The following is a 25,450-nucleotide window of genomic DNA, read 5'->3' on the forward strand; positions in this document are numbered from 1 at the left end:
CGGTCCTTGGCTGTGACGGCCGACCCACGCTCCTCCGGCGCCCGCGGGCGGCTCGCAGGCCTGTTCACCGACCCGCCCCGCTGGCTCGCCAGGGCCGCGCGCACGGTGACGGCCCTCGAGATCGCCCTGGGGGTGGCTGCTCTCCTGCTGATCTTCTTCCTGGTCCTCGTCCAGGCCGGTCAGCGATACCTGCCGATCGAGGGCTGGGCCTGGACCGGCGAGCTCGCGCGGTTCTCGCTGGTGTGGCTGACCTTCGTCGTCGCCGGCGTCCTGGTCACCACCGACTCCCACATCGCGATCGAGATGATCGACGGAGTAGGGAACGACACCGTGCGCCGGGTCGTGCGGGTCCTCTCGTGCCTGATCGTCGCGGCGGTCGGCTACGGGCTCACCGCGGAGGCCTGGGAGCTGGTGGAGACCCAGGGCGTGCTGAAGTCGCCCGCGTTGGAGATGCCGATGTCCTGGCTCTACGGCATCTCGATGATCGGCTTCGTCAGCACCACGGTCCGGGCAGTGATCGCCGCCGTGCGGTACGCCGTCCTGGGCGCGCCGGTGATGTCCTTCGAGGACGTCGCGGGGGTCCCGACCACATGAGCCTGCTCGTCCTCAGCCTGCTGATCACCGCGCTCCTGCTGGTCCGGGTGCCGATCGCCTTCGCCTTCGTCGGCCCGTGCCTGCTCTACATGATCACCACCGACCAGTCCGTGGGGCTCGCCCTCCGCCTGGTCGCCAACGCGACCGCGAGCTTCCCGCTGCTCGCCGTCCCCCTGTTCATCCTGCTGGGCTCCTTCGCCAACCACGCCGGTATCGCGGACCGCCTCTTCGACTTCGCCCTGGCGCTGCTCGGCCGGGTGCGCGGCAGCCTCGGCTACGTCAGCATCGGCGTCAGCGTCGGCTTCTCCTGGATGAGCGGCTCCGCGGTGGCCGACGCCGCCGCGCTCGGCAAGCTGCAGATCCCGGCGATGCTGCGCAACGGCTACTCGCGCAAGTTCGCCCTCGGGGTCACGGGCTCGGCCGCCCTCATCGCGCCGGTCATGCCGCCCAGCATCCCGGCCGTCATCTACGCGGGGCTCGCCGCGGTCTCGACCGGGGCGCTGTTCGCAGCCTCGGTCGTGCCGGCCCTGCTGATGGCCCTCGGCCTCGCCGTGGTCGTCTTCATCTGGGTGCGCCGGGACCCGAACATCCAGCGGACCGAGTTCAGCTGGCACCAGGTGGGCGTGACCGGGCGTCGCGTGATCGCCCCGCTCGGCGCGCCGGTCATCATCCTGGGCGGCATCCTCGGGGGCTACTTCACCCCGACCGAGGCCGCTGCCGTCGGCGCCGCGTACATGGCGGTCCTGGGCTTCGCGTACGGCACCCTCAGGGTCCGCGACCTCCCGAAGGTGTTCACCGAGGCGGTGCTCACCACCGGCAGCATCATGCTGATCGTCGCCTCGGCGAGCCTCCTCGGCTACATCTTCGCTCGCGAGCGCGTGCCCCAGGACCTCTCGGAGCTGGTGCTCGGGCTGACGGACAACGCGACCGTCTTCCTCCTGCTGGTCTTCGCGCTCTCGCTCGTCCTCGGCACCGCCCTCGACGCGATCGCCGTGCTGACCCTGACCGTGCCGATCCTGATCCCGATCAGCGCGCAGTACGACGTGGACCCCATCGCGCTGGGCGTGCTGATGATCCTCTCGCAGATGATCGGGCTGCTGACCCCACCGGTCGGCACGGTCATCTTCGTGCTCCAGGCGATCGCCAAGGCACGCATGGCCGAGGTCTTCTACGGCTCGCTGCCCTTCATGGTGCCGCTCCTGCTGATCTGCTTCGGCATCATCTTCTGGCCCGACGCGATCTTGTACCTGCCGGAGAGGCTCAACCTGTGAGCGCCCGTCGCTCCTTCCTCGCCGGGCTCTTCGGCCAGGGAGTCGGTCCGTCCCTCACGCCCGAGCTGCACGAGCGCGAGGCGGTCCGCCAAGGGGTCCGCTACGTCTACAAGACGGTCGACCTGGCCGAGCAGCAGACGACCCCGGAGCGACTCCGCGAGCTGCTGGCCGCCGCCGTCGAGCTGGGCTTCGACGGCCTCAACGTCACCCACCCGGTCAAGCAGACGATGGTGCCGCTCGTGGACCGGGTGAGTGACGGGGTCGAGGCCATCGGCGCGCTGAACACCGTCCTGATCGGCGCCGGCGGCACGGTGGGGCACAACACGGACGTGACCGGGTTCGGTCGCTCGTTCGAGGACGGTCTGGCCGGGGCCCCGCGTGACGAGGTCGTCCTCCTCGGCGCCGGAGGCGCCGGGACGGCCGTCGCCCACGCCCTGCTCGCGCACGGCGTCCGGCGGCTCCGGGTGGCGGACCCGGACGTCACGCGGGCCGAGGACCTGAGCCGGTCAGTGCCACGGCTCGCCGACGCCGCAGAGGTCGTCGCCGTCTCGCCGGAGGACGTCGCCGACGCCATCGCTGCGGCGGACGGCCTGGTCAACGCCACGCCGATCGGCATGGCGGCGCACCCCGGCACTCCGGTCCCGACCGAGCTCCTGCGCCCCGGGCTGTGGGTGGCCGACATCGTCTACCGCCCGCTGCACACCCCGCTGCTCCTCGCCGCGGCCGAACGCGGCTGCCGCACCCTGACCGGCGCCGGCATGGCCGTGCACCAGGCGGCCGACGCCTTCGAGCTGATCACCGGTCTCCCGGCCGACCGTGCCGCCATGTTCGGCGACCTCGAGGAGCTCGTCGGGGCCGAGGTACGACGCGCGCGGCTCGACCCCCAGGTCCCGGACACACCCGATGAAAGGAACCCCTGATGGCACTCCCCGACACGAGCCGACGCTCTCGACGACGCGCCACCCTGGCTGCTGCGGCCGTCGCGCCCCTCGTCCTCCTCGCTGCCTGCGGTGACGACGACGACGGCGGCGGCGGCGGAGCGGTCGAGCTGACGCTCGCCCACTCCTACACCGAGACCCAGCCCCAGCACCGGTGCGGAGCCCAGATCATCGCCGACGAGGTCGCCGCGGCCGACGCGGACATGACCGTCGAGATCTTCCCGGCGAGCCAGCTCGGCGCGGACGCGGACCGCATCGCCTCCGTCGTCTCCGGCGACGTCGACATCGACATCCAGGGCGCATCGGCCCTCGGCGCCGTGTACGAGCCCGTCGCCGTCGTCGACGCCGCCTACGCGTTCGACGACGGCGAGCACCTCGCTCGCTTCTTCGACAGCGAGGCCTCCGACGAGCTCGTGCAGAGCTTCGCCGACGAGGCCGGCGTCACGACGCTCGGAGCGTGGTCGGCCGGCGCCCGCCACTTCACCGCCAACGAGCCGATCCGGTCGCCCGAGGATCTCGACGGCCTGCGGATGCGGTTCCCCAACTCGCCGCAGTTCCTGATGAACGCCGAGGCGCTCGGCGCGGATGCCACCGAGGTCGCCTACGAGGAGCTCTTCCTCGCGCTGCAGCAGGGCACGGTCGACGGCCAGGAGAACCCGATCACGAACATCGACTCCAGCTCGCTGCAGGAGGTGCAGGACTACGTCAGCCTGTCGGGTCACCAGGCCAACTCCAACCTCGTGATCATCGGCGGCGTGTGGGACGAGATGACGTCGGCCCAGCAGGACGTGCTCCAGTCGGCGGTCGACAAGGCCGTCGAGGAGGTCCCGGGCTGTGTCGCCGAGGACGAGGAGAAGACGCTCGCGGAGTGGGAGGAGACCGGTGACATGGAGATCGTCGACGACGTCGATGTCGAGGCGTTCCGGACCCAGGCCGACACCTACCTGCGGGAGAACTTCAACGAGGAGCAGCTCGCGGTGTACGAGGCCATCCGAGGCGTGGCGGAGTGACCGAGGTGGGCGAGGTCCAGACCTTCCGAGGGGCGGTGGCTGCCGATGACCTCGGCCCGACCCTGATCCACGAGCACGTCTTCGTGGGAGATCCGGAGCTCGACCTGAACTTCCCCCACCCCGAATGGGACGAGGCGGCAGCCGTCCGGACCGCGATCGCCGGCCTGGACCGGCTCGGCGCTCTCGGCATCCGCACGGTGGTCGACCTGACGGTCCTCGGCCTCGGGCGCGACGTCGCCCGCGTGGCCGCCGTCGCCGCACGGACCGAGATCAACCTGCTGGCCTCGACCGGCTACTACTGCGTCGACGCGCTGCCGCCGTACTTCCACGTCCACGGTCCGGGCCTGCTCATCGACCACGGCCCGGACCCGTTGACCCAGATGTTCCTGGACGACATCGAGACCGGCATCGCGGGCACGGGGGTCCGCGCCGCGATGCTCAAGGTGGTCACCGACCGGCCCGGGCTCACCGAGGACGTCCGGCGGGTGATGAGCGCTGCCGCCACCGCTCACCAGCAGACCGGCGTCCCCATCACCACCCACACCCACGCGCCCTCGCGGAACGGTCGCGAGCAGCTGGCGTTCCTCACCGCACGCGGGGTCGACCCCGAGCGGCTCGTCATCGGCCACTGCGGGGACAGCCAGGACATCGACTACCTGCGGGAGCTGATGGACGCGGGCGCCACCATCGGGATGGACCGCTTCGGCATGGAGCACGTGCTGCCGGACGAGGCGCGGATCCAGACCGTGCTCGAGCTGATCGACCGCGGCTACGTCGAGAGCATGGTGCTCTCCCACGACGCGGCCTTCTTCAGCCGCGTCACCCCGCCGTCCTGGCGAGCCGCTCACGCGCCGAACTGGCACCTGGAGGACATCTCCACGCGCATCGTCCCGAAGCTGCTGGGCGGAGGCGCGACCGACGACGACATCCACCAGCTGCTGGTCGCCAACCCGGCCCGCCTGCTGCGCCCGCGACTGCCCGCCGCCACCGTCCCCACCGCCGGCAGGGGCGCCTGATGCGCACGTCGATCGCCACCGTCTGCCTGAGCGGCGCACTCCCGGAGAAGCTGCACGCGGCGGCAGCGGCCGGGTTCGACGGCGTGGAGATCTTCGAGCCCGACCTCGTGGCGTCGGCGGAGAGCCCGGAGGAGGTGGCCGCCCTGGCCCGCCGGCTCGGGCTCACCCTCGACCTGTACCAGCCCTTCCGCGACGCGGAGGGCGTCACGGAGGAGCTGTTCGCCGACGTGCTCCACCGAGCGGCGTCGAAGTTCAGGCTGATGGGCCGGCTCGGGATCGACACCATGCTCGTGTGCAGCAACGTCGGCTCCGCCACCGTCGACGACGACGAGGTGTCCGCCGACCAGCTCCGGAGACTCGGCGACCTGGCGCAGAGCCACGGGATGCGCCTGGCCTTCGAGGCGTTGGCGTGGGGTCGCTTCGTCGACGACTACCGGCGCGCGTGGCGCATCGTCGACCTGGCCGACCACCCCGCGGTGGGCGTGTGCCTCGACAGCTTCCACATCCTCTCGCGCGGGCACGACCCCGCCGCGATCGAGGGCATCCCGGGCGAGAAGATCTTCTACCTCCAGCTCGCCGACGCCCCCGCGCTGTCGATGGACGTGCTCTCGTGGAGCCGGCACCACCGGCTCTTCCCCGGCGAGGGGTCGTTCGGCCTGGCGTCGTTCGTCGGCCACGTGCTGCGCGCGGGCTACACCGGTCCGCTCTCCCTCGAGGTCTTCAACGACACCTTCCGCCAGACCGACGTCCACCGCACCGCCCAGCAGGCCCAGCGCTCGCTGACCTGGCTCGAGGACCAGGTCGCCGGGCTCGCGGCCCCGCCGGTCCTCGCACCTGGCGCAGACGGCCCGAGGCGGCTGCCCCCCGTCGCTGCGCCGGCGGCGCTGGACTTCGTCGAGGTCAAGGCCGAGGACGCCAGCGAGATCGACGCGGTGCTCCGGCAGCTGGGGTTCGCCTTCCGCGGCCGCCACCGCACCAAGCCGGTGCGGTTGTGGACCCAGGGTCGCGCGCGGATCATCCTCAACGAGCAGCAGGCCCGCGACTGGGTGCCGACGCTGGCCGCGGTGGGCTTCGAGGTCACCGACCCCGAGGCCTCGGCCCGCCGGGCCGCGGAGCTGCAGGCCCCGACGGTCGTGCGGCGCACCCATGCCCACGAGCAGGAGCTGCCGGCCTTCCGGGGGCCGGACGGCACCGAGGTCTTCCTGGCGGGGGTGGCGGGCGACGACGCCGCCTGGGTGGGCGAGTTCGAGCACGGCGAGACCCCCGCCGGCGATCCGCTGGTCACCGACATCGACCACGTCAACCTGACGCACTCCTGGCAGCACTACGACGAGGCGGTGCTGTTCTACAGCAGCGTCCTGGCGCTCAGCTCCGGGAGCAGCCAGGACGTGGCGGCACCCACGGGGCTCGTGCGCAGCCAGGTCATCCGCAGCGCGGACGGCGCGGTGCGCCTGGCCCTGAACGTGGCGCCGCCGGCCTTCGACCACCCCCAGGGATACCCGCAGCACGTGGCGTTCTCGGCGACCGACGCGATGACCGTCGCGCGCCGGGCACGTGGACGCGGGCTGCGACCACTGCCGATCCCGGCCAACTACTACGACGACCTGCAGGCACGCTTCCGGCTCCCGGACCAGGAGCTGGCGCAGATGCAGGAGCTGGGGATCCTCTATGACCGACACGCCGCGGGGGAGTTCGTGCACTTCTACACCGAGACCGTGGGCGGCGTCTTCTTCGAGGTCGTGCAGCGCCGGGGCGGCTACGACGGGTACGGCGCGCCCAACGCACCCGTGCGACTGGCGGCCCAGCACCAGCGCTCGGCCCCGTCCGGGCGGCACTGATGGTGGCGCCGTGGCGGGGTCCCTCCCGCAGGTCCTCACCCTGCTGCGGGGCCCCCTCCGTCGAGGACGGGCTGCTCGACCGTGCGGTCGACGACGGACGCGCCGGGCTGTCCGGTGCTGCCTGCCATGGGCGTCCACCTCGTCAGGGGCCGTTCCACCCGGTGACGAACGACCGTCGACTTCGCGGTGGCGGCTTCCTAGGCTCGATCGCATGACGACCGCGCAGCAGCCGTCCGCGGCCTCCTCCGACGCCGCACACGGCTCCCAGACGGAGATCAGCGCCGAGATGGCCGCGATCGCCGGGGAGTACGCGGCCCGACTGGCCGGGGGTGCTCCGGCGGAAGAGCATCCGCGACTGGACTACCCGCCGTACCGCTCCACGACGCTGCGGCACCCCACCAAGGACCTGCAGCAGACCGACCCGGAGGGCATCGAGCTGTGGTCGCCGGCGTTCGGGCACCGCGACGTCGACCCGCTCGAGTCGGACCTCACCATCCAGCGCGGCGGTGAGCCGATCGGGGAGCGGATCACGGTCACGGGGCGCGTGGTCGACGGATCGGGCCGCCCGGTGCGAGGTCAGCTCGTCGAGGTCTGGCAGGCCAACGCCGGTGGGCGCTACCACCACCAGCGCGACCAGCACCCCTCGCCGCTCGACCCGTGCTTCACCGGGGCCGGCCGCTGTCTCACCGGCGACGACGGCTCCTACCGGTTCACGACGATCAAGCCCGGTCCCTACCCGTGGAAGAACCACCGCAACGCCTGGCGGCCCGCCCACATCCACTTCTCCGTGTTCGGGACGGCATTCACCCAGCGGCTGGTCACCCAGATGTACTTCCCGGGGGACCCCATCTTCGGGCTCGACCCGATCTACGGGTCGCTGGTGGACCAGGACGCGCGGGAGCGGCTGGTGGCGACCTATGACCACGACCTGACCCAGCACGAGTGGAGCACGGGCTACCGGTGGGACATCGTGCTCACCGGCGGGGCGCGCACGCCGCTGGAGCGCGACGTGCAGGACGACAGGGAGGACGACCGGTGACGCCCACCCCCACCCCGGGCCAGACCGTCGGCCCGTTCTTCCACTTCGCGCTGCCGTACGACGGCAGCGCCGACCTGGTCCCGTCCGGGCACCCCGGCCGCGTGCGCCTGCACGGGCAGGTGCTGGACGGTGCCGGAGACCCGGTGCCGGACGCCGTGGTCGAGGTCTGGCAGACCGACCCGGCAGGCCGCGTGCCGCAGGAGCCGGGGTCGCTGCACCGCGACGGCTGGGTCTTCACCGGGTGGGGCCGCGCGGCGACCGACCGCACCGGCCGGTACTCGTTCTCGACCCTCACGCCGGGTCCCGTCGTGCCCGGGGCGGCGCCGTACTTCGCCCTCTGCCTGCTCGGCCGCGGCCTCACGGACCGGCTGCTGACCCGTGCCTACCTCCCGGCCAGCGGGCCGGAGGGGAGCGCCGCCCTGGCGGCCGACCCGCTGCTGGCAGCGGTCGAGCCCGGGCGGCGCGAGACCCTGGTGGCCCGCCGGGACCGGGACGGCTACGTGTTCGACGTGCGCCTGCAGGGTGAGGGGGAGACGGTCTTCCTCCGTCACGACGCCCGATGAGCGACCTGCTCTGGCCCGGGGACCACCGAGCAGGGGGGCTGCTCGACGACCAGTCGTTCCTGCAGGCGGCGCTCGAGCTCGAGGCTGCCTGGAGCGCCGCGCTGGTGACGCTCGGGATCGCGCCGGCGGGCGCCGCGGTCTCCGCAGCGCAGCTCGCCGCGCTGCTCCCGACCGACGTGCTCAAGGTGCTCGGCGCGCGGGCCGAGGCCAGCGGCAACCCGGTGGTGCCCCTGGTCGCGCTCCTCCGCGAGGGCCTCGACGGCGAGCCCGGCCGGTGGCTGCACCGCGGCCTCACCAGCCAGGACGTCGTCGACACCGCGCTGATGCGGTGCGCGACCGCACCGGTCGAGATGCTGCGCCGGGAGCTCCTGGTGCAGGTGCGATGCCTCGTCGACCTGGTCGAGACGCACCGGCACACGCCGGCCGTCGCCCGGACCCTGACCCAGCACGCCGTGCCGACCACTGTGGGGCTGCGGGCGGCGTCCTGGCTGAGCGGCGTGCTCGACGCCCACAACGACCTGACGGCGGTGGTCCTGCCGGTCCAGCTGGGCGGTGCCGCCGGCACCATGGCCGCCGCCGTGGAGCTCGCCGGTCACCTGTCCGACCCGGTCTCCGCCGTCGCGGAGGCGACGGTCCAGGTCGCGTCGGCGCTCGGCCTGGCTCCGTCGACGCCGTGGCACACCGTCCGCACCAGCGTGACCCGGCTGGGGGACGCCGCGACCCGCTGCACCGACGCCTGGGGCCATGTGGCGAACGACGTGCTGTCGGCAGCGCGGTCCGAGGTCGGCGAGCTGTCCGAGGGGGTGGGCGGCGCGTCCTCGACGATGCCGCACAAGGCCAACCCGACCCTCTCGGTGCTGGTACGCCGCGCGGCCCTCACCGCCCCCGCCCTGTGCGCCACGCTGCACGCCGCTGCGGCGGACGCCACCGACGAGCGCACGGCGGGCGGGTGGCACGCCGAGTGGTCGACGTTGCGGGTCCTGCTGCGTCGCACCGTCGTCGCCGGGTCCCAGACCACCGATCTCCTCCGCGACCTGGTCGTGCACGAGGACCGCGCGGCCGAGCTGCTCGCCGGGGCTGACGGCGTCGGTGCCGAGCAGCAGGCGATGGCCGCCCTCGCCGGGCGTGAGCCCGCGCCGTCGTACCTGGGCGCGACGGACGCCTTCCTCCAGGCGCCGCTCGCGCGTGCCGCGGCGGTGCTGGCGGAGGCGCGGGCATGACCCGGCCGGTCCTGGTGCTCGGTCCCTCGCTCGGCACGTCGGCGGCCACCCTGTGGGGCGACTGCGCCCGGCTCCTGGAGCCGGACCTCGACGTGGTCGCGTGGGACCTGCCCGGCCACGGCAGCGACCGCACCGGCCCGCACCGGACGCGGGGGCCGCTGAGCATGGTGGATCTCGCCGCCCGGGTGCTCGACCAGGTCTCGGCGCGCAGCGAGGGGCCCTTCCACTACGCGGGGAACTCCGTCGGCGGCGCGGTCGGTCTCCAGCTGCTGCTCGACGTCCCCGACCGGGTCGCCTCGGCCGTCCTGCTCTGCACCGGCGCGCGCCTGGGCACGGCGCAGTCCTGGCAGGAGCGGACCGACCGCGTCCTCCGCTCGGGCACCGCGTCGGTGGTCGAGGAGTCGGCCGGGCGCTGGTTCGGGGCGAGGTTCCTCGATCGGGAACCGGCTCGGGCCTCGGCACTGCTGCACGCGCTCGCCGACACCGACGACGACGGGTACGCGGCGGTGTGCGGGGCGCTCGCGACCTTCGACGTGCGTGACCGGTTGGGCGAGGTCGCCTCCCCGGTCCTCGCCGTGGCCGGCGCTGAGGACGTCGCCACGCCACCCGAGTCGCTGCGGGAGATCGCCGACGGGGTCCGCGACGGCCGCCTCGTCGTCCTCGACGGCGTGGGCCACCTGGCCCCCGCCGAGGCGCCGGAGGCCGTCGCGGACCTCGTCCGCCGGCAGGTGAGGTCCACGACCGTGGGAGGAGCAGCATGAGCAGGTACGACGACGGGATGCAGGTACGTCGGGAGGTGCTGGGCGACGAGCACGTCGACCGCGCCGACGCGGCGACCACCGACCTCACGGCCGACTTCCAGCGGCTGATCACCGAGTACGTCTGGGGCGGGATCTGGACCCGACCGGACCTGGACCGGCGCACCCGCTCGGTGGTGACGATCACCGCCCTGGTCGCCCGTGGCCACCACGAGGAGCTCGCCATGCACCTGCGCGCGGCGCTCGGCAACGGACTCACCGTGACCGAGATCCGGGAGGTCCTGCTGCAGACGGCCGTCTACTGCGGCGTCCCGGACGCCAACGCCGCCTTCCGCATCGCCCAGCAGGTCCTGGAGGAGAGCCCGTGACCGACGCCTACCTCTACGCCGCGGCGCGCACGCCCTTCGGCAGGTTCGGCGGCGCGCTCGCCGGGGTGCGCCCGGACGACCTCGCGACCCTCGCCCTCGACGCCGTGCTGGCCAGGGCGCCGGCGCTGGACCGCAGCCGGGTGGACGAGGTGGTGTGGGGCTGCGCGAACCAGGCCGGGGAGGACAACCGCAACGTCGGCCGGATGGCGGTGCTTCTCGCGGGGCTGCCCGTCTCGGTCCCCGCCACCACGGTCAACCGGCTGTGCGGGTCCTCCCTCGACGCGGCGATGCAGGCGTCCCGGATGGTCGAGACCGGTGACGCCGACCTGGTCGTGGCCGGCGGCGTGGAGTCCATGAGCCGTGCCCCCTGGGTGCTGCCCAAGCCCTCGCGGGCCTACCCGGCCGGGGACGCCACGCTCGTCTCGACCACGCTGGGCTGGCGGCTCGTCAACGACGCCATGCCGCGGGAGTGGACGTCCTCGCTCGGCGACTCCACCGAGGTGCTGGCCGAGAGGACGGGGATCTCGCGCCGGCGCCAGGACGCCTTCGCGGTCGGCTCGCACGAGCGGGCCGACCGAGCCTGGGCCGACGGCTTCTACGACGACCTGGTCGTCCAGGTGCCGGGCGCGGAGCTGGCCCGCGACGAGAGCATCCGCTCCGGGACCAGCAGCGAGAAGCTCGCCGCCCTCACGCCGTCGTTCCGCCCCGACGGCACCATCACGGCCGGCAACTCCTCCCCGCTCAACGACGGAGCGTCGGCGGTCCTGCTCGGCTCCGAGCGCGCGGCGGCCACCCTCGGCCTCGATCCGCTGGCCCGGGTGGCCGGTCGGGGCACGGCGGCCAACGAGCCGCCGCTGTTCGGCGTCGCGCCGGTCGAGGCGGCGAACCGAGCGCTCGCCCGCGCTGGCGTCGGGTGGGCGGACGTCGCGGCGGTGGAGCTCAACGAGGCGTTCGCCGTGCAGTCCTTGGCCTGCATCGACCAGTGGGGCATCGACCCCGACATCGTCAACGCCAAGGGTGGTGCCCTCGCGATCGGGCACCCGCTCGGCGCCTCCGGCGGTCGGGTCCTCGGCACGCTCGCGAAGCGCCTCGTCGCGTCGGGCGACCGGTGGGGCGTCGCCGCGATCTGCATCGGCGTCGGCCAGGGCCTGGCGGTCGTCCTCGAGAACGTGACCGGGGCAGGGCACCGGTGAGCGCCACCGTCTGCGTCGATACCGACGAGGCCGTGGCGGGGGTCCGGGACGGCGCCACCGTGCTCGTCGGCGGCTTCGGGATGGCGGGCATGCCGGTCGCGCTCATCGACGCCCTCATCAGGCAGGGCGCCACCGACCTCACCGTGGTGTCGAACAACGCCGGCAACGGCGACACCGGGCTCGCGGCGCTGCTCGCGGCGGGGCGGGTCCAGAAGATGGTCTGCTCCTTCCCGCGGCAGTCGGACTCCTGGGTGTTCGACGGTCTCTACCGTGCCGGGAGGATCGAGCTCGAGGTGGTGCCCCAGGGCACCCTCGCCGAGCGGATGCGCGCGGCCGGCGCCGGCATCGGTGCCTTCTTCTCACCGACCGGTGTCGGCACGCCCCTGGCCGAGGGCAGGGAGACGCGGGAGATCGACGGGCGCACGTACCTCCTCGAGCTGCCCATCCGGGGCGACGTCGCCCTGGTCGGGGCGCACCGGGCCGACCGGATGGGCAACCTCGTCTACCGCAAGACCGCGCGCAACTTCGGACCCGTCATGGCCACCGCGGCGACCACGGTGGTCGCCCAGGTCTCCGAGGTCGTGGCGGTGGGGGAGCTGGATCCCGAGGCCGTCGTGACCCCCTCCATCTACGTCGACCGGGTGGTCGAGATCGGCGATCGACGATGAGCCTGTCCAGGGACGAGCTGGCAGCCGTCGTGGCGCGCGACATCCCGCGCGGCGCCTACGTCAACCTCGGCATCGGAGCGCCGACCCTGGTCGCGGACCACCTCGCGCCCGACGCCGGCGTCGTCCTGCACACCGAGAACGGCATGCTCAACATGGGGCCGGCCGCGCGACCCGACGAGGTCGACCCCGACCTGACCAACGCCGGCAAGGTCCCCGTCACCGAGCTGCCCGGTGCGTCGTACTTCCACCACGCCGACTCCTTCGCCATGATGCGCGGCGGACATCTCGACGTCTGCGTGCTCGGCGCGTTCCAGGTCTCAGCCACCGGAGACCTGGCCAACTGGCACACCGGAGCGCCCGGCGCCATCCCTGCGGTGGGCGGGGCGATGGACCTCGCGATCGGCGCCAGGCAGGTGTTCGTGATGATGACCCTCTTCGCCAAGGACGGCTCGCCCAAGCTGGTCCCCGCGTGCACCTATCCCCTCACCGGGGTCGGCTGCGTCGACCGGGTCTACACCGAGTCCGCCACCTTCGCCGTCGGGGCGAGCGGCGTCACCGTCCTGGAGACCTTCGGCGCCACGATGGACGAGCTGGCCGCTCGCCTCGACGTACCGCTGGTCGCTGGAGGCTGACCGGGGGACGTACGGCGAACACCCGCACCGCCGGCAGCGGCTGAGGCCCCGCCGTCAGCAGGCGGCCGTGCTGCCAGGCCCAGTGCACGAGAAGTCCGGCGGCCACCGACCCCATCGTCCCGAGGGCGAGGTCGCCCAGCGTGTCGGCGTACCGGTCGATGACGCCCGAGGTGCTGAGGAAGGCGTAGTACTCGGCGATCTCCCAGCCGAGAGCCGCGGTGACGCCGAAGGCCAGCGAGCGCTCGATGACGGCTCCACGGGTCGCGCGCGGCGACAGCGTGAGCAGGATGAACGCGGCGGTCAGCACCCCGGTGTTGACGAAGTGCATCACGTCGTCGAACCAGCGGAGGCTGTCGTACAGGTCCATCCGGTTGCCCAGCGTGTCCGTGAAGCAGGTCAGGGTCACCAGCAGGTCCACGACCCACGGGAACGACACCCGGTCGCGCCACCCCAGGAGCCACGCGGCCGGGATCACGAACGCCATCAGCGGATACCCGACCGCCCGGGCGGTGGCGCCCTTGCCCTCGAGGTGGCCCAGCTCGGGGTACCGGATCGCGCTCGCCAGCAGGAGCACGAGCAAGGCCTTGGCAGCCACGTCGAGGACGATGACGGGGTTGGGGGTCGAGGGTCGGACCGGGTCCGCGGCGAGGGCGCCCACGACATCACGCTAGCCATGGTGTACGAATTCCGGCCGGAATCCGGGCCGGGGTGCGGGTTTCGAGCCCGCGACGGCGGGAATCGGATGGTCCAGGCATGCGGTGGTCAGGAAGGGACCGGCTCGATGACCTTTGAGGTACTCGTCGAGGAGCTGCGGAGCGCAGCAGGGAAGCACCGTGCCGTCGCGGGAGACCTCGGCACGGAGCCGGTGGAGATGAAGGACGAGAAGTCGACCGAGGTCGGCCACGTCGAGCTCGCCGGCTGGATGAACGCCGTCGGCGACCAGTGCGTCAAGGCCCACGACGCCCTCCACTCCGGGCTCGAGACCCTGGCGTCGAGGCTGGACCTGGCGGCGGACGACTACCGGCGCACCGACGAGCAGACCGCCGCCGGGTTCCGGTCGCCGCTCCTCCCGCCGGGCCCGGGCGGTGCCCGATGAGCCTTCCTCCCGGCGGCGAGCTCGGCAGCACGTCCGACCCGAAGAAGCTCATCCTGGGGGACCCGGCCCACGTCGACGCCATCGCCACCGCGCTGGCCACCGAGGCCCGTCGGGTCCGCGGGCTCGCCACCACCGTGGGCGCGATCACGACCCCGGGGTGGGAGGGCGGGCTCGCCCAGCCGGCGTACGCCGGGGCGTTCGCCCGCGAGCAGGAGAAGTGGGGCGCCTACACCACCCTGCTGGAGAAGGCCGGGTCGACGCTGCGCACCTACGCGGGCTCGCTCCGCACCGCCCAGAGCAGCGCCGCGGACGCCATCGCCAAGTGGGAGGAGGGCGAGCAGGCCACCCAGGAGGCGGTCGCGGCCCACAACGCCGCGGTCAAGGCGTACGAGGACGCGGTCTGCAGGCCCGCACCCGTGCAGTCGCCGTTCGCGCCTCCCAGCGCGGCTCCCTCGGTCTCGCCCGCCCGGCCCGGTCCGTTCCAGGACCCGGGCGAGGCGATCCGCGAGGAGGCCGTGCAGATCCTCGAGGACGCCCGCGAGAAGCTGGACGAGGCCGGCGTCACCACGCTCGAGGCTCTCGGGGCCCTGGAGGGCTCGCGCACCGAGGGCTCCGACGACGTCTTCGGCGCCGACGGCTCCGCGGAGGGCCCGAGCATCAGCTGGCCGTTGTGGGAGCAGACGTTCGGCCACGACCCCGCCACCGGGAAGGACGGGAAGTACAAGGACACCCACGACAGCCCCTTCGAGATCAGCCTGGGCAAGGCCGAGGGCGAGGTCTACGTCTACCAGGCCAAGGGGGAGTACGAGGACTACTTCGGCGGCCTCAAGGTCAACGCCGACGGGAGCTTCACCGCCGCCGGGGCGGACGGGTCGGCCGAGGCCGTCATCGACAAGGACGGCGTCCGGATCAATGCCGACGGGACCCTCACGCTGCTCAACGCGCAGGGTGAGGTCACCGGCGAGTACGGGCTCGCCGAGGGGTCGCTGGGCGGAGAGGTCTCGGTGGAGGCCACGGCCAGCGGCCACCTCACCGCGGACGCGACCGGCGTCCACGCCGGGGGCGAAGCCTTCGCCGGCGCGAAGGCGAGCGCCAACGGCTCCGTCGACCTCGGTGGCGTCGGCGCCGGGGTGGAGGCGGAGGCGTGGGCCGGCGCCGGCATCGCGGGGGACCTCGATGTCGGCTTCGACGACGGGATCCTCAAGCTCGGCGGTTCCGGCGGGATCGCCTGGGGTGTGGGCGGCAAGATCGGCGGGGAGATCGAGCTCGACTTCCCCGAGATCGCCGAGAACACCGGCGACCTGATCGCCTCCCTCGGCGACGTGCTGCCATGACCGTCCACCGACCGACCACCACCGAGAGGGCCACCCCGTGAGTGCCACGACGCTGCCCATCCCGCTCCGCTTCGAGCTGCCCGGCCCGGAGTGGGGCGCGGTCGACCCCGAGTCCTGGGGGGTGCAGAACGCCTCGTTCCTGGCGGTACGCCGCGGGCTGGACGAGGACTACTCCCCGACGATCACCGTCTCCGGCGGCTGGCGCAACGACAGCACGCCGCTGGAGGAGATCGCCGACGAGGCGCTCGCGAAGCTGCGGGCCGAGGGGGCGACGGAGGTCGAGCTCGTGCAGCGGCGGGTCACCGGCAGCGAGCACGACCAGGCGGTCGTGCAGTCGGTGGGCTGCACCGTCGAGGTCGAGGGGCGGCGCTTCGACGTCCGGCAGGCCCAGGTCTTCCGCGGCTTCGTCGACGTGCGCGACCCCGCGCGCCGGGTGGTCGTCGTGCACACCCTGAGCTGCACGTACCGCCAGTTCGAGGAGATGGGCCGGGAGTTCCAGCAGTTCATGGCCACGGTGGAGGTCGTCCCCGACGGCCAGGTCGACTGGCCGGCGGCCGACGGCGAGCCGCACCCGCTGCCGCCGCAGTGAGCGGACCCCGCGGGGGCGGGGGTCTCAGCGGTAGCCGAGCGCGAAGAGCACGATCGCGACGATGCCGCCGATCAGCAGCCCGACCACGGTGAACAGGGCCATCCCGAGCCCGACCTTCTCCGCGGTGCCTCGTCGTGACGTCAGCCCCAGCTGCTGGGCCACCCCCACGACGAGGTCGCGGCCCTCCTCGGACCCGAACTGGAAGTCGGCCTGGACGCCGAAGCTCCCGTGCTCGTCGAAGGCCCAGACCTTGCGGGCGCCGAACTCCTTGATCCGGCCCTTCATCACCTGGACCGACCCCGTGAGCTGCGGCACCCCCGCCACCCACTCCACCGTCCGGGACTCATCGGTGATCGTGAAGCTGCGGTCGGACTCGCGCACGGCCACGTGGTGGACGAACGTCTTGTGCAGACCCGACTTGTTGAGGACCCCGAACCACTGCGCGTCGACGATGTCGATGCCGACGTCGAAGCCGGTCTCGGTGGGCGTGACGACGTACGGCGTGCCCTCGGCGGTCCGGGCGACCGCGGCGGCGAACTCCCGCGCGAGCGGGCCGGTCATGCGCCGCCCTCGGCCGGCTCGTTGATCTGGCCGATCTCGTAGTCGAACCGGAGGTCGTCGCCCTCCACCGAGGTGACCTCCACGTCGATGTCGAGGGTGTCGGTGCCGGCGGTCAGGGTGCAGGTCATCGTGGCGCCGACCTCGGCGTCCAGGTCGTCGGGGCAGTCGACGTCGTCGGGCTCCTGACCCGCTTCCTCGGTGATCTTCTCCATCAGCAGGTCCTCGACCTGGCCCTCGCTCATCGCGGAGCCGCCCGCGGACACCTCGGCGCTGCACCCGGTCGAGAGCGTCGCGACGGTGGCCGCGACGGCGGCGAGGCCCGCGAGGCGAGACGGGAGCTGGCGGTGGGGTGGGGTTCTCACGACATCCTCTCCGGTGGGTTCTCGGCCATCATGACCAGGCTCGCCCGGGCGGAAACGTCGCCGACCCCGGTGCGTCGGAGCGTGAGCGGAGGGACGACCGGGGTACCGATCCAGCATGACCCAGGAACCCCACGAGCACGACCAGGACGCCGAGCCGCCGACCCCGGACGGCCAGGAGCCGGACGTCGAGCAGCTGGACCCCGACTCCGAGCCGGCCAGCGACCCCGACCCGGCCCCCGGGCAGAGCTGAGCGCCCCGGACGCCCGGGCGCGCGCCCTCCGGCTCGCCGTCCTGGGCGACTCGATCGGCTGGGGCCAGGGCGCCTCGCGCCCCGAGGACCGGTTGGCGGCCCGGCTGGTCGCCGGCCTCGCCGACCACGGCATCGAGTCGGACGCCGAGGTGGTCGCCGTCCCCGGCGCGCGCAGCACCGCGCTCGCCGGTCAGGTACGGCGGGCGCAGCCGGCGCGCCCGGACGTCGCCGTGATCGTCATCGGCGCCAACGACCTGACCCATCGCACCCCGCCGCGCGACGCGGCGGCCGACCTCGGCGCTGCGGTCCGCGCGCTCCGGTCGGCCGGGGCGCGGGTCGTGGTCGCGCCGGCCCCCGACCTCAGCTCGGTGCCGCACGTGCCGGCCGCGATGCGCCCCGCCGTACGCCGCGCGAGCGAGGAGCTGCGCGCCCTGCAGGTCGCGGCGGTCGAGGCCGAGGGCGGGCTGGTCGCCGACGCCGACCACCGCACCTCCCGGGCCTTCGCCGAGGACCCGACGCTGTTCTCCGCGGACCGCTTCCACCCCTCCAGCCGCGGGTACGCCGTGATCGCCGCGTCCCTGCTCCCCGCCGTCCTCGAGGCCCTGCGCACCGACTCGGCCTGAGGTTGAGTTGGGGTGAACTCACGCTCGAGTTGGGGTGAACTCACGAGTTGGGGTGAGTTCACCCCAACTCGGTAGTGAGTTGGGCCCAACTCGACGGTGAGGTGTGCCCAACTCAACGGTGGTGGGGATTCCCATCCGAACGGGGGAGGGCTCCGAACCATGGTCACCACTGTCGTGACCGCGGTCACCCTTCGAAAGGCCCTCCCATGCGCCGTCCCAGCCCGTCCCTGGTCGTCTCGACCCTCGCCCTCGTCGTCGCGACCGGCGGGACGTCGTACGCCGCCATGCAGATCACCAGCAAGGACATCGTCGACGACACCGTCCGCTCGCGCGACGTCCGCGACGGCACGCTGAAGGCCAAGGACTTCCGCACCGGCAGCCTCCCCGCCGGCGAGCAGGGCGAGGCCGGGCCCGCGGGGGTCGGCCGGTGGGCGCTGGTCGACGCGACCGGGCAGATCGTGCAGCAGTCCGGCGGCTTCACCGTCGCCTCCCGCTACGACGCCGACGCCACGACCCCGGCCGGCGCCGTCGGCAACGTCTACCTCGACGCCAACGAGGACCTCACCGACAACGGCGTGCTCGCGGTGGTCGCGCTGCAGAACCAGGTCGACCAGAACGGCGACGCCATCCTGAACGGCCGGGCGCCGGGCGCCGACGCGAACCCGGAGTTCTCGGGCGAGATCACCGCCACCATGTGCGGCATCGCCGGCGTCGTGGGCTGCGCGCCGGTCGGCACCAACAACACCGAGCACCTCGTCGTCAGCCCGCGCCTCAGCGACGGCCAGGTGACGACGGCGCAGACCCGCAAGCGGTTCTACGTCGTGGTCACCGGCGACTCCTCGGACCTGGTGGCGCCGGTCTCCTGACCCGTCGTGGGGGACGCGGCTTATCGGACGAGCCTTGTCGCAAAACATGGATCGGTCTATGTTCTCGCGTCATGGCAGCTCAGCGTCCGATCCGCGTCTTCCAGGTCGCCACCGGCAACGTCGGCACCGAGATGGTCAAGCGACTCCAGCGCCACCGTGAGCTGGAGCTGGTCGGGCTGCACTGCTACTCGCCGGAGAAGGTGGGACGCGACGCGGGGGAGATCGCCGGCATCGGGCCGGTGGGGGTCCTGGCCACCGGGTCGGTCGAGGAGATCCTGGCCGCCGAGCCCGACGTGCTGACGTTCCACGGCGTGTGGCCCGACGTCGACCTCTACGTGCGGGTGCTGGAGGCCGGCATCGACGTCGTGACCACCGCCGACTGGATCACCGGCCACCACCGCGACGCCAACCACCGGCGCGAGGACGGCCGCACCGAGACCGAGCTGATCGCCGCCGCCTGCGAGCGGGGCGGCGCGACGTTCTACGGCACCGGCATGAACCCGGGGCTGGCGCAGATCCTCACCACCGTGCACTCCGCCGACGTCGCCGAGATCGAGAACGTCACCTGCATCGAGTCCGTCGACGTCTCCTGCCACCACTCCTCGGACACCTGGGCCAACTGCGGCTTCGGCCGCCCGGTCGACGACCCGGAGGTGCCCCGGATGCTGGAGATCGGCACCCGGGTCTTCGGCGACGGCGTCCACCTGATGGCCGACTGCTTCGGCATCGAGCTCGACGAGGTCACCTTCGACCTCCAGCTCGGCGCCTGCACCGAGGACGTCGACCTGGGCTGGTACGTCCTGCCGCAGGGCTCGGTCGGCGGCGCCGCGTTCCAGTACGTCGGGAAGGTCGCCGGCGTGCCCCGCGTCGAGCTGCACCTGGAGTGGCAGATGACGCCGCTGACCGAGCCGAGGTGGGACGTCCAGGGCTGCTACATCACCAAGATCCAGGGCGACCCGGTGATCCACAGCAAGCACCTGATCCTGCCCAAGCCCGGCACCGACTTCTCCTCGGTCGAGGCGTTCGCCGCGATCGGGATGACCGTCACCGGGATGCCGGCGCTCAACGCGATCCCGGCGGTCGTGGCCGCGCCGCCCGGCATCGTCACCAGCGCCGACCTGCCGCTGCGCGCCTTCGGCGGGCGGTTCGTCGAGGCGGCGTACGCAGCGCGGTGAGCACCACCGCCACCGGGTTCCCGCACCTGCTGCGACCGGGCCGGATCGGGTCGATGACGACCCGCAACCGGATCGTGATGTCCCCGATGGAGACGATGTACGGCACGCCCGACGGGCTGCCGTCCGAGCGCACCGTGGCGTACGTCGCCGAGCGCGCCGCCGGCGGGGTCGGCCTGATCACCCTCGGCGCGACCGGGATCGACCACCGCCACCCCGAGACGCCCGGCGGCCTGCACATCGGCACCGCGGAGTCGGTCCCCGCGCACCGCCGGCTGGTGGAGGCGGTGCACGCGCACGGCGCGCGGATCCAGCCCCAGGTGGTGCACGCCGGGCCGGACGGGCTCGGCCCCGAGATGCACGGCGCGACGTCCCTGGGTCCGTCGGTGATCGCGTCGTACCTCACCGGCCGGCCGTCCACGGAGATGACCAAGGCCCAGATCGCCGAGCTGCTCGACGGCTACCGGGCGGCGGTGACCCGCGTCGCGGAGGCGGGGTACGACGGCCTCGAGCTGCACGCCGCGCACGGCTACATGATGATCGGCTCCTTCCTCGCCCCGCACCGCAACCGGCGCACCGACCGCTACCGCGGGAGCTCGCCGGAGGGCCGGCTGCGGCTGCTGCTGGAGGTGCTGGCGGCGGTCCGGGCCGAGGTCGACCTGCCGGTGACGCTGCGGATCTCCGGGTACGAGCGGGTCGCCGGCGGCCGGCCGGTCTGGGAGACCGCCGGGGCGGCGCCGGTGCTGGTCGAGGCGGGCGTCGCGGCGTTCCACGTGAGCGGCGGGGTGATCGACCGGCTGGTGACCCGGATGGTCAACGGCGCCGACGACGGCGACGGCCTCAACGTCGGCGCCGCGGCGGCGGTGCGCCAGGTCGTGGACGTGCCGGTGATCGCGGTCGGGCGGCTGCACGACCCGGCGCTGGCGGAGCGGGTGCTCGCCGAGGGGCGGGCGGACTTCGTGGCCATGGCCCGGCCGCTCCTCGCCGACCCGGACCTGCCGCGCCGGCTCGCCACCGGGCAGGCCGACCGGGTCCGGCGCTGCATCTCCTGCGAGAACTGCATCGACTCCCTAGAGGAGCGGCTCGCCGTCGACTGCGCGGTCAACGCGCGCACCGGGCGGGAGCTGGAGCTGCTGCCGGGACCGGCGGCCCGGCCCCGCCACGTGGTCGTCGTCGGCGGCGGGCCGGCCGGGCTGGAGGCGGCCCGGGTCGCGGCCGGGCGCGGGCACCGGGTGACCCTGCTCGAGCGGTCCCGCCGGCTCGGGGGCGCGCTGGTCTGGGCCTCGGTCGTGCACCCCGAGAACGAGCCGTTCCTGACCTGGCTGCTCGCCGAGGTCGCGCGCGCCGGGGTCGACGTACGCCGGGGGGTCGAGGCGACGCCGGACGTGGTCGCGGCGCTGTCCCCGGACGCGGTCCTGGTGGCGACCGGCGCGCGGATCGAGGTGCCGGACCTGCCCGGCGCCGACCTGCCCCACGTACGCCGGGGGGTGGACCTGCGCGAGCGGCTCGCCGGGCTGCCGGGCCAGGGGCTGCTGCGCCCCGGGCTGCTGCGCGGCGCGAGCCGGGCCTGGCTGCCGGTCGGACGGCGGGTCGCGATCGTCGGCGGCGACCTGGTCGCCGTGGAGCTCGCAGAGTTCCTCGCCGGCCGCGGCCGGCTGGTCACCGTGCTGGAGCCGGGCGACGTGCTCGCGCCGGAGGTCGGCTGGAAGCGCCGCACCGAGCACATGGACCGGCTCGACCGGCTCGGCGTGACCGCCCACGCCGGCGCGGTCACCGAGCGGGTCGTCCCCGGCGGGCTGGTCTTCCGGCCCGCGGGCGGCACCGCCCGCGAGCTGCGCGCCGACACGGTCCTGCTCGCCGGCGAGGCCCGCCCCGACCTCGCCCTGCACGACGCGCTGGCGGCGCGGCTGCCCGGCGTACCCCTCACACCTCTGGGCGACTGCACCGGCCTCGGCCTGATCCGCGGCGCGGTCGAGTCCGCCGCCCGCGCGGCCCACGCCCTCTGACTGTGGAGAACCTTCGCCGAGTCGGCGCACATGTGCGCCGACTCGGCGATCCTCTCCACAGCGCGGGGTCAGCGGGGCTCGTGCGACTCCAGGTCGGTGTTGAAGGCCGAGTCCTTGCGGGAGATGTGCTCGCGCCGCTCGTCGTGGGTGAGCGCCTCGAGCTGGGCGACCACGTCGGAGGGGAAGCCGGTCAGCTCCGGCGCCTCGGCCAGCGGGACGATCGTCTGCACCACGCGGTCGGCGTACACGTGCATCATCGTGAACGACTGGTGGCCGTCGACCCCGGAGAGGAACCGCTCCATCGGGGCCGGGTCGGCGGAGTAGCAGCTCGCCGAGGCCACCGAGACCGGGATCCCCGCGAAGGTGGAGTACGTCGAGTAGTGCAGGTGCCCGGCCAGGATGGTCCGGACGTCGGTGCCCGCCAGCACCGCGGCGAGCCGGTCCTGGTCGGCGAGCTCGATCAGTTCGGCGGCGCGCAGCATCGGCGTCGGCACCGGCGGGTGGTGCATCGCCAGCACCGTGCCGTGCTCGGCCGGGGTCGCGAGCACGCCGGCGAGCCAGTCGAGCTGCGCCTCGGTGACCTCGCCGTGGTGGTAGCCGGGGACGCTGGTGTCCAGGGCGACGACCCGCAGCCCCGCCACGTCGTGCACGCGGTCCTGGGTCGCCTCGGGGTGGTCGGGCTCGAGGCCGAAGAGCGCCCGCGAGTACGTCGCCCGGTCGTCGTGGTTGCCCATCGTCCAGATGACCTCGGCCCCCATCGCCGCGGCCGCCGGCTCGACGATCTCGCGGAGCCGGGCGTACGCCGCCGGCTCGGCCTTGTCGGCGAGGTCGCCGGTGAAGACCAGGGCCTGCGGTGCCGGGTGCGCGTGCGCGAGCCGCTCCAGGGCGCGGACCAGGCCGGCCTCGGTGTCGACGACGCCGTACTGCCGGGTGCCCCCGGAGAGCAGGTGCGGGTCGCTGAGGTGGGCGATGGTGTGGGTGGGGGCGGGGTGTTGGCCGAGCTGCACGGGCACAGGCTAGGCGGGCCGCGGTGCCAGGTCGAAGACGGGGATCACCCGGTCGGTGCGCTCCTCGTAGTGGGCGAAGTTCGGCCAGGTGCGGAGCATCACCTGCCAGAGCTCGTCGCGCTCCTCGCCGGAGACCTCGCGGGCCGTGACCGGCACCTCGCGCCCGTCGACGGTCACGGTCGCCTCGCCGGCGGCCCGGAGGTTGTGCACCCAGACCGGCATGTCCGGGCCCCCGAAGTAGGAGCCCGCGACCAGCCAGCGACCCTCGTGCGGCACGCACAGCAGCGGCGTCGACCGCGGGAGACCCGACTTGCGGCCGACGACGGTCAGAACCAGGTTCGGCAGCCCCGCGACGTCGAGGATCGTGTACCGGCCCCGGGTCAGCTGCTGCAGCCGCCGGTCGGCCCACACCACCTGGGGGAGCAGCCGGGGCATCCAGGACAGGCGGCCGATGCGGATCGCGAGCGGGGTGAGCAGTCCCATGCGCGGGATCCTAGGCGTGCCGGGACGGCTCGACGCGGCCCCGCACCTCGCCCAGGGCGATCCGCCCGCCGCCGGTCCCGGGCGCGGAGTAGCGCAGCACCACCTCGGCGCCGTCCTCGAGGAACCGCTCGCCCCACCAGAGCTCCAGGAAGGAGCCGCGCTGGTCGGGCTCCGGGCCGCTGATCGTGCCGGAGGCGAAGAGGTCGCCGGTGCGCACCGAGGCGCCGTTCGAGGTCAGGTGGGCGAGCATCTGCGCGGGCGACCAGTACATGGTCCGGTACGGCGGCCGGCTGACGACCTCGCCGTCCAGCTCGACCTCCACCTCGATGTCCAGGCCGCGGGTCGCGCCGGGGCCGAGGTGCGGCAGCGGCGTGGGGTCCTGCGGCGGCAGCGCGCACCACGCCGCGTCGAGCGCGGCGAGCGGGGTCACCCACGCGGCCACCGAGGTGGCGAACGACTTGCCGAGGAACGGGCCGAGCGGCACGTACTCCCAGGCCTGGACGTCGCGCGCGGACCAGTCGTTGACCCCCACGACGCCGAAGACGTGATCGGCGAGCGCGTCGTGCGGCACCGGGTCGCCCAGGCTGCTCGGCACGCCGACCACGAACCCGAGCTCGGCCTCGATGTCGAGCCGCCGGCTCGGGCCGTACTCGGGCGCCGCCGTCCCCCCGTTGGTCGAGCCGGTCGAGACCCGCTGGCCGCGCGGGCGCACCACGGGGGTGCCGCTGACCACGACGGTCCCGGCCCGGCCGTGGTAGGCGACGGGGAGGTGCTTCCAGTTCGGCAGCAGCGGCTCCTGGTCGGGCCGGAACAGCCGCCCGACGTTGGTCGCGTGGTGCTCGGAGGCGTAGAAGTCGACGTAGTCGGCGACCTCGAACGGCAGGTGCAGCGTCGCGTCCTCGAGGGGTACGCCGGGGGCGTCCGGGACCAGGGTCGTGAGCTCCTCCCGGGTCTGCCGCCAGACCTCGGGGCCGAGCGCGAGGAAGGCGTTGAGGGACGCCTCGGCGAACTCCGCCCGCCCGGTCAGCGCGTGCAGGTCGACCACCGTGTCGTGCAGCCGGACCCCGACCCGGCGCGGGCCACCGGCGACCGAGAAGACGCCGTACGGCAGGTGGTCGAGGCCGAAGCCGGTCATGCCAGGCCCCGCGCGCGCAGGTCGGCCAGCGGCTCGTCGACGCTGCAGGACCCGAACGAGGTGAACCAGCGGCGGCCCCGGGCCAGCTCCGCGGGATCGAGGGCGGGGTCGCGGTCCTCCAGGACGGCGATCACCTCGGGGCGGGCGGCGCCGTCGAAGGCGCGCACGGTCGCGAGCAGCACGTTGAGGAAGCCGTGACCCGCGTCGTGGCGCACGGCGCGGTGCAGCCCGGCGGTGCACTTGAACGGCGTCTCGCGGTCCAGCGCGGCGTCGGCCCAGGCGGCCAGGCGCGCGGCGTCCGGCACCTGGTGGGCCTCGACGCCCCCGGTGCGGAGCTTGAGCCGCAGCTCGGCGGCGGCGACCTCGTCGGCCGCGGCGAGCCAGGCGTACGACGGGTCGTCCTGCGGCAGCTCGACGAAGACCGGGACGTCCTCGTCGAGGGCGCCCTCGGCGCGGGCGGCGTCCACCGCGGCCACCACGCGCCGGGCGTTGCCGGCGAGGTCGTCGAGGTCCCGGAGCGCGGTCTCGAGCCCGGCCAGCCGCAGCCCGGCCCGGGCGGCGTACGCCGCGGGCCCGGCCACCTGGCCGGCCCCGCCGGTGACCACGACCGAGAGCGCGAGGTCCGCGGACCCGGGGAGCGCCGCGACGGCGGGCAGGTCGGTGTCGCGCAGCACGAACGACCCGACGAGCGGCTGGTCGCGGGCGAGGTGGGCGCCGACCGCGGCCGCCAGCTCGGCGTCGCCCGGCGGGAAGATCGCCGCGTCGTCGACCAACGCGGACCAGAAGGGTTCCGTGGAGAGAGGCACCTGCGTACCCTACCGGTACATATCGGACGGATATGTCCGATAGACGGACGGA

At 73.7% G+C, this 25,450-nt stretch carries 29 protein-coding genes; 22 read left to right on the plus strand and 7 right to left on the minus strand.

Annotated elements, in window-relative coordinates; all coding sequences use genetic code 11:
• Positions 1 to 12: 12 nt before the first annotated feature.
• The 14 genes from H4O22_RS03195 (at position 13) to H4O22_RS03260 (ending at position 13,108) form a co-directional block, all read left to right on the plus strand.
• Positions 13 to 594 (plus strand): TRAP transporter small permease, encoded by a 582-nt coding sequence (locus tag H4O22_RS03195; protein ID WP_182525635.1) that lies wholly within the window; start codon positions 13 to 15, stop codon positions 592 to 594.
• Complete coding sequence (locus H4O22_RS03200) at positions 591 to 1,865, plus strand: TRAP transporter large permease (protein ID WP_182525636.1); 1,275 nt, start codon at positions 591 to 593, stop codon at positions 1,863 to 1,865. The genes H4O22_RS03195 and H4O22_RS03200 overlap by 4 nt, the downstream gene beginning before the upstream one ends.
• Positions 1,862 to 2,785 carry a shikimate dehydrogenase gene (locus H4O22_RS03205; RefSeq protein ID WP_182525637.1) on the plus strand — a complete coding sequence of 308 codons (924 nt, stop codon included), beginning with the start codon at positions 1,862 to 1,864 and terminating at the stop codon, positions 2,783 to 2,785. The genes H4O22_RS03200 and H4O22_RS03205 overlap by 4 nt, the downstream gene beginning before the upstream one ends.
• Entirely contained in the window at positions 2,785 to 3,813 is a 1,029-nt protein-coding gene (locus H4O22_RS03210; RefSeq protein ID WP_182525638.1) for a DctP family TRAP transporter solute-binding subunit, read from the plus strand. The genes H4O22_RS03205 and H4O22_RS03210 overlap by 1 nt, the downstream gene beginning before the upstream one ends.
• Positions 3,810 to 4,829 carry a phosphotriesterase family protein gene (locus H4O22_RS03215; RefSeq protein ID WP_220451273.1) on the plus strand — a complete coding sequence of 340 codons (1,020 nt, stop codon included), beginning with the start codon at positions 3,810 to 3,812 and terminating at the stop codon, positions 4,827 to 4,829. Before H4O22_RS03210 ends, H4O22_RS03215 begins: the two co-directional genes overlap by 4 nt.
• On the plus strand, positions 4,829 to 6,667 hold the full coding sequence (locus H4O22_RS03220) for a bifunctional sugar phosphate isomerase/epimerase/4-hydroxyphenylpyruvate dioxygenase family protein (RefSeq protein WP_182525639.1): 1,839 nt from the start codon (positions 4,829 to 4,831) through the stop codon (positions 6,665 to 6,667). Before H4O22_RS03215 ends, H4O22_RS03220 begins: the two co-directional genes overlap by 1 nt.
• Before the next feature lie 211 nt (positions 6,668 to 6,878).
• A complete protein-coding gene (pcaH, locus tag H4O22_RS03225; RefSeq protein ID WP_182525640.1) occupies positions 6,879 to 7,706 on the plus strand; it encodes a protocatechuate 3,4-dioxygenase subunit beta in 828 nt (275 codons plus the stop codon).
• Positions 7,703 to 8,269, plus strand: coding sequence for a protocatechuate 3,4-dioxygenase subunit alpha (pcaG, locus tag H4O22_RS03230; protein ID WP_182525641.1), 567 nt, complete (start codon positions 7,703 to 7,705; stop codon positions 8,267 to 8,269). The genes pcaH and pcaG overlap by 4 nt, the downstream gene beginning before the upstream one ends.
• The gene (locus tag H4O22_RS03235; protein WP_182525642.1) at positions 8,266 to 9,489 is read left to right on the plus strand and encodes a lyase family protein; all 1,224 of its coding nucleotides are present in this window, start codon (positions 8,266 to 8,268) and stop codon (positions 9,487 to 9,489) included. The genes pcaG and H4O22_RS03235 overlap by 4 nt, the downstream gene beginning before the upstream one ends.
• Positions 9,486 to 10,250 carry an alpha/beta fold hydrolase gene (locus tag H4O22_RS03240; RefSeq protein ID WP_182525643.1) on the plus strand — a complete coding sequence of 255 codons (765 nt, stop codon included), beginning with the start codon at positions 9,486 to 9,488 and terminating at the stop codon, positions 10,248 to 10,250. Before H4O22_RS03235 ends, H4O22_RS03240 begins: the two co-directional genes overlap by 4 nt.
• Positions 10,247 to 10,615, plus strand: a complete 369-nt coding sequence (pcaC, locus tag H4O22_RS20495) for a 4-carboxymuconolactone decarboxylase (protein WP_182525644.1) — start codon at positions 10,247 to 10,249, stop codon at positions 10,613 to 10,615. The genes H4O22_RS03240 and pcaC overlap by 4 nt, the downstream gene beginning before the upstream one ends.
• Positions 10,612 to 11,808 (plus strand): thiolase family protein, encoded by a 1,197-nt coding sequence (locus tag H4O22_RS03250; RefSeq protein ID WP_182525645.1) that lies wholly within the window; start codon positions 10,612 to 10,614, stop codon positions 11,806 to 11,808. Before pcaC ends, H4O22_RS03250 begins: the two co-directional genes overlap by 4 nt.
• Positions 11,805 to 12,476, plus strand: a complete 672-nt coding sequence (locus H4O22_RS03255; protein ID WP_182525646.1) for a 3-oxoacid CoA-transferase subunit A — start codon at positions 11,805 to 11,807, stop codon at positions 12,474 to 12,476. Before H4O22_RS03250 ends, H4O22_RS03255 begins: the two co-directional genes overlap by 4 nt.
• Positions 12,473 to 13,108: a 3-oxoacid CoA-transferase subunit B gene (locus tag H4O22_RS03260; protein ID WP_182525647.1), complete on the plus strand. Its 636-nt coding sequence runs from the start codon at positions 12,473 to 12,475 to the stop codon at positions 13,106 to 13,108. Before H4O22_RS03255 ends, H4O22_RS03260 begins: the two co-directional genes overlap by 4 nt.
• On the opposite strand, the gene H4O22_RS03265 is transcribed toward H4O22_RS03260, so the two are convergent.
• Positions 13,029 to 13,766 (minus strand): DUF2238 domain-containing protein, encoded by a 738-nt coding sequence (locus H4O22_RS03265; RefSeq protein WP_182525648.1) that lies wholly within the window; start codon positions 13,764 to 13,766, stop codon positions 13,029 to 13,031. The genes H4O22_RS03260 and H4O22_RS03265 overlap by 80 nt on opposite strands.
• 123 nt (positions 13,767 to 13,889) lie before the next feature.
• On the opposite strand from H4O22_RS03265, the gene H4O22_RS03270 reads away from it, so the two are divergent.
• Genes H4O22_RS03270 through H4O22_RS03280 form a run of 3 tightly spaced genes read left to right on the plus strand, consistent with a single transcriptional unit; the run spans position 13,890 to position 16,127 of the window.
• Positions 13,890 to 14,204, plus strand: coding sequence for a type VII secretion target (locus tag H4O22_RS03270; protein ID WP_182525649.1), 315 nt, complete (start codon positions 13,890 to 13,892; stop codon positions 14,202 to 14,204).
• Positions 14,201 to 15,538, plus strand: coding sequence for a putative T7SS-secreted protein (locus H4O22_RS03275; protein WP_182525650.1), 1,338 nt, complete (start codon positions 14,201 to 14,203; stop codon positions 15,536 to 15,538). Before H4O22_RS03270 ends, H4O22_RS03275 begins: the two co-directional genes overlap by 4 nt.
• Positions 15,539 to 15,575: 37 nt before the next feature.
• Entirely contained in the window at positions 15,576 to 16,127 is a 552-nt protein-coding gene (locus H4O22_RS03280; RefSeq protein WP_182525651.1) for a hypothetical protein, read from the plus strand.
• 24 nt (positions 16,128 to 16,151) lie between these two features.
• Here the strand turns inward: H4O22_RS03280 and H4O22_RS03285 are convergent, their stop codons facing one another.
• Positions 16,152 to 16,688, minus strand: coding sequence for a hypothetical protein (locus H4O22_RS03285; protein ID WP_182525652.1), 537 nt, complete (start codon positions 16,686 to 16,688; stop codon positions 16,152 to 16,154).
• On the minus strand, positions 16,685 to 17,050 hold the full coding sequence (locus tag H4O22_RS03290) for a DUF4333 domain-containing protein (RefSeq protein ID WP_220451274.1): 366 nt from the start codon (positions 17,048 to 17,050) through the stop codon (positions 16,685 to 16,687). The genes H4O22_RS03285 and H4O22_RS03290 overlap by 4 nt, the downstream gene beginning before the upstream one ends.
• Positions 17,051 to 17,165: 115 nt before the next feature.
• On the opposite strand from H4O22_RS03290, the gene H4O22_RS20705 reads away from it, so the two are divergent.
• The 5 genes from H4O22_RS20705 to H4O22_RS03310 all read left to right on the plus strand — a co-directional run bounded on the left by H4O22_RS20705 (position 17,166) and on the right by H4O22_RS03310 (position 21,967).
• Positions 17,166 to 17,300, plus strand: a complete 135-nt coding sequence (locus H4O22_RS20705; protein WP_264674370.1) for a hypothetical protein — start codon at positions 17,166 to 17,168, stop codon at positions 17,298 to 17,300.
• A gap of 41 nt (positions 17,301 to 17,341) precedes the next feature.
• Positions 17,342 to 17,923, plus strand: a complete 582-nt coding sequence (locus H4O22_RS03295) for an SGNH/GDSL hydrolase family protein (RefSeq protein ID WP_280530192.1) — start codon at positions 17,342 to 17,344, stop codon at positions 17,921 to 17,923.
• A gap of 206 nt (positions 17,924 to 18,129) precedes the next feature.
• Positions 18,130 to 18,789: a hypothetical protein gene (locus H4O22_RS03300; RefSeq protein ID WP_182525655.1), complete on the plus strand. Its 660-nt coding sequence runs from the start codon at positions 18,130 to 18,132 to the stop codon at positions 18,787 to 18,789.
• Positions 18,790 to 18,860: 71 nt separating this feature from the next.
• On the plus strand, positions 18,861 to 19,964 hold the full coding sequence (locus tag H4O22_RS03305; protein ID WP_182525656.1) for an NAD(P)H-dependent amine dehydrogenase family protein: 1,104 nt from the start codon (positions 18,861 to 18,863) through the stop codon (positions 19,962 to 19,964).
• Entirely contained in the window at positions 19,961 to 21,967 is a 2,007-nt protein-coding gene (locus H4O22_RS03310; protein WP_220451276.1) for an oxidoreductase, read from the plus strand. Before H4O22_RS03305 ends, H4O22_RS03310 begins: the two co-directional genes overlap by 4 nt.
• 68 nt (positions 21,968 to 22,035) lie before the next feature.
• Here the strand turns inward: H4O22_RS03310 and H4O22_RS03315 are convergent, their stop codons facing one another.
• From H4O22_RS03315 to H4O22_RS03330, 4 genes are read right to left on the minus strand one after another with little or no spacing between them, the layout of a single operon-like run.
• Positions 22,036 to 22,974: a metallophosphoesterase gene (locus tag H4O22_RS03315; protein ID WP_182525657.1), complete on the minus strand. Its 939-nt coding sequence runs from the start codon at positions 22,972 to 22,974 to the stop codon at positions 22,036 to 22,038.
• Between the two features lie 9 nt (positions 22,975 to 22,983).
• Positions 22,984 to 23,457: a nitroreductase family deazaflavin-dependent oxidoreductase gene (locus tag H4O22_RS03320; RefSeq protein WP_182525658.1), complete on the minus strand. Its 474-nt coding sequence runs from the start codon at positions 23,455 to 23,457 to the stop codon at positions 22,984 to 22,986.
• Between the two features lie 10 nt (positions 23,458 to 23,467).
• On the minus strand, positions 23,468 to 24,592 hold the full coding sequence (locus H4O22_RS03325) for a fumarylacetoacetate hydrolase family protein (protein WP_182525659.1): 1,125 nt from the start codon (positions 24,590 to 24,592) through the stop codon (positions 23,468 to 23,470).
• A complete protein-coding gene (locus H4O22_RS03330; RefSeq protein ID WP_182525660.1) occupies positions 24,589 to 25,398 on the minus strand; it encodes a hypothetical protein in 810 nt (269 codons plus the stop codon). The genes H4O22_RS03325 and H4O22_RS03330 overlap by 4 nt, the downstream gene beginning before the upstream one ends.
• Positions 25,399 to 25,450: the final 52 nt, after the last annotated feature.

The organism is Nocardioides dongkuii (genome assembly GCF_014127485.1).
Lineage (GTDB): Bacteria > Actinomycetota > Actinomycetes > Propionibacteriales > Nocardioidaceae > Nocardioides > Nocardioides dongkuii.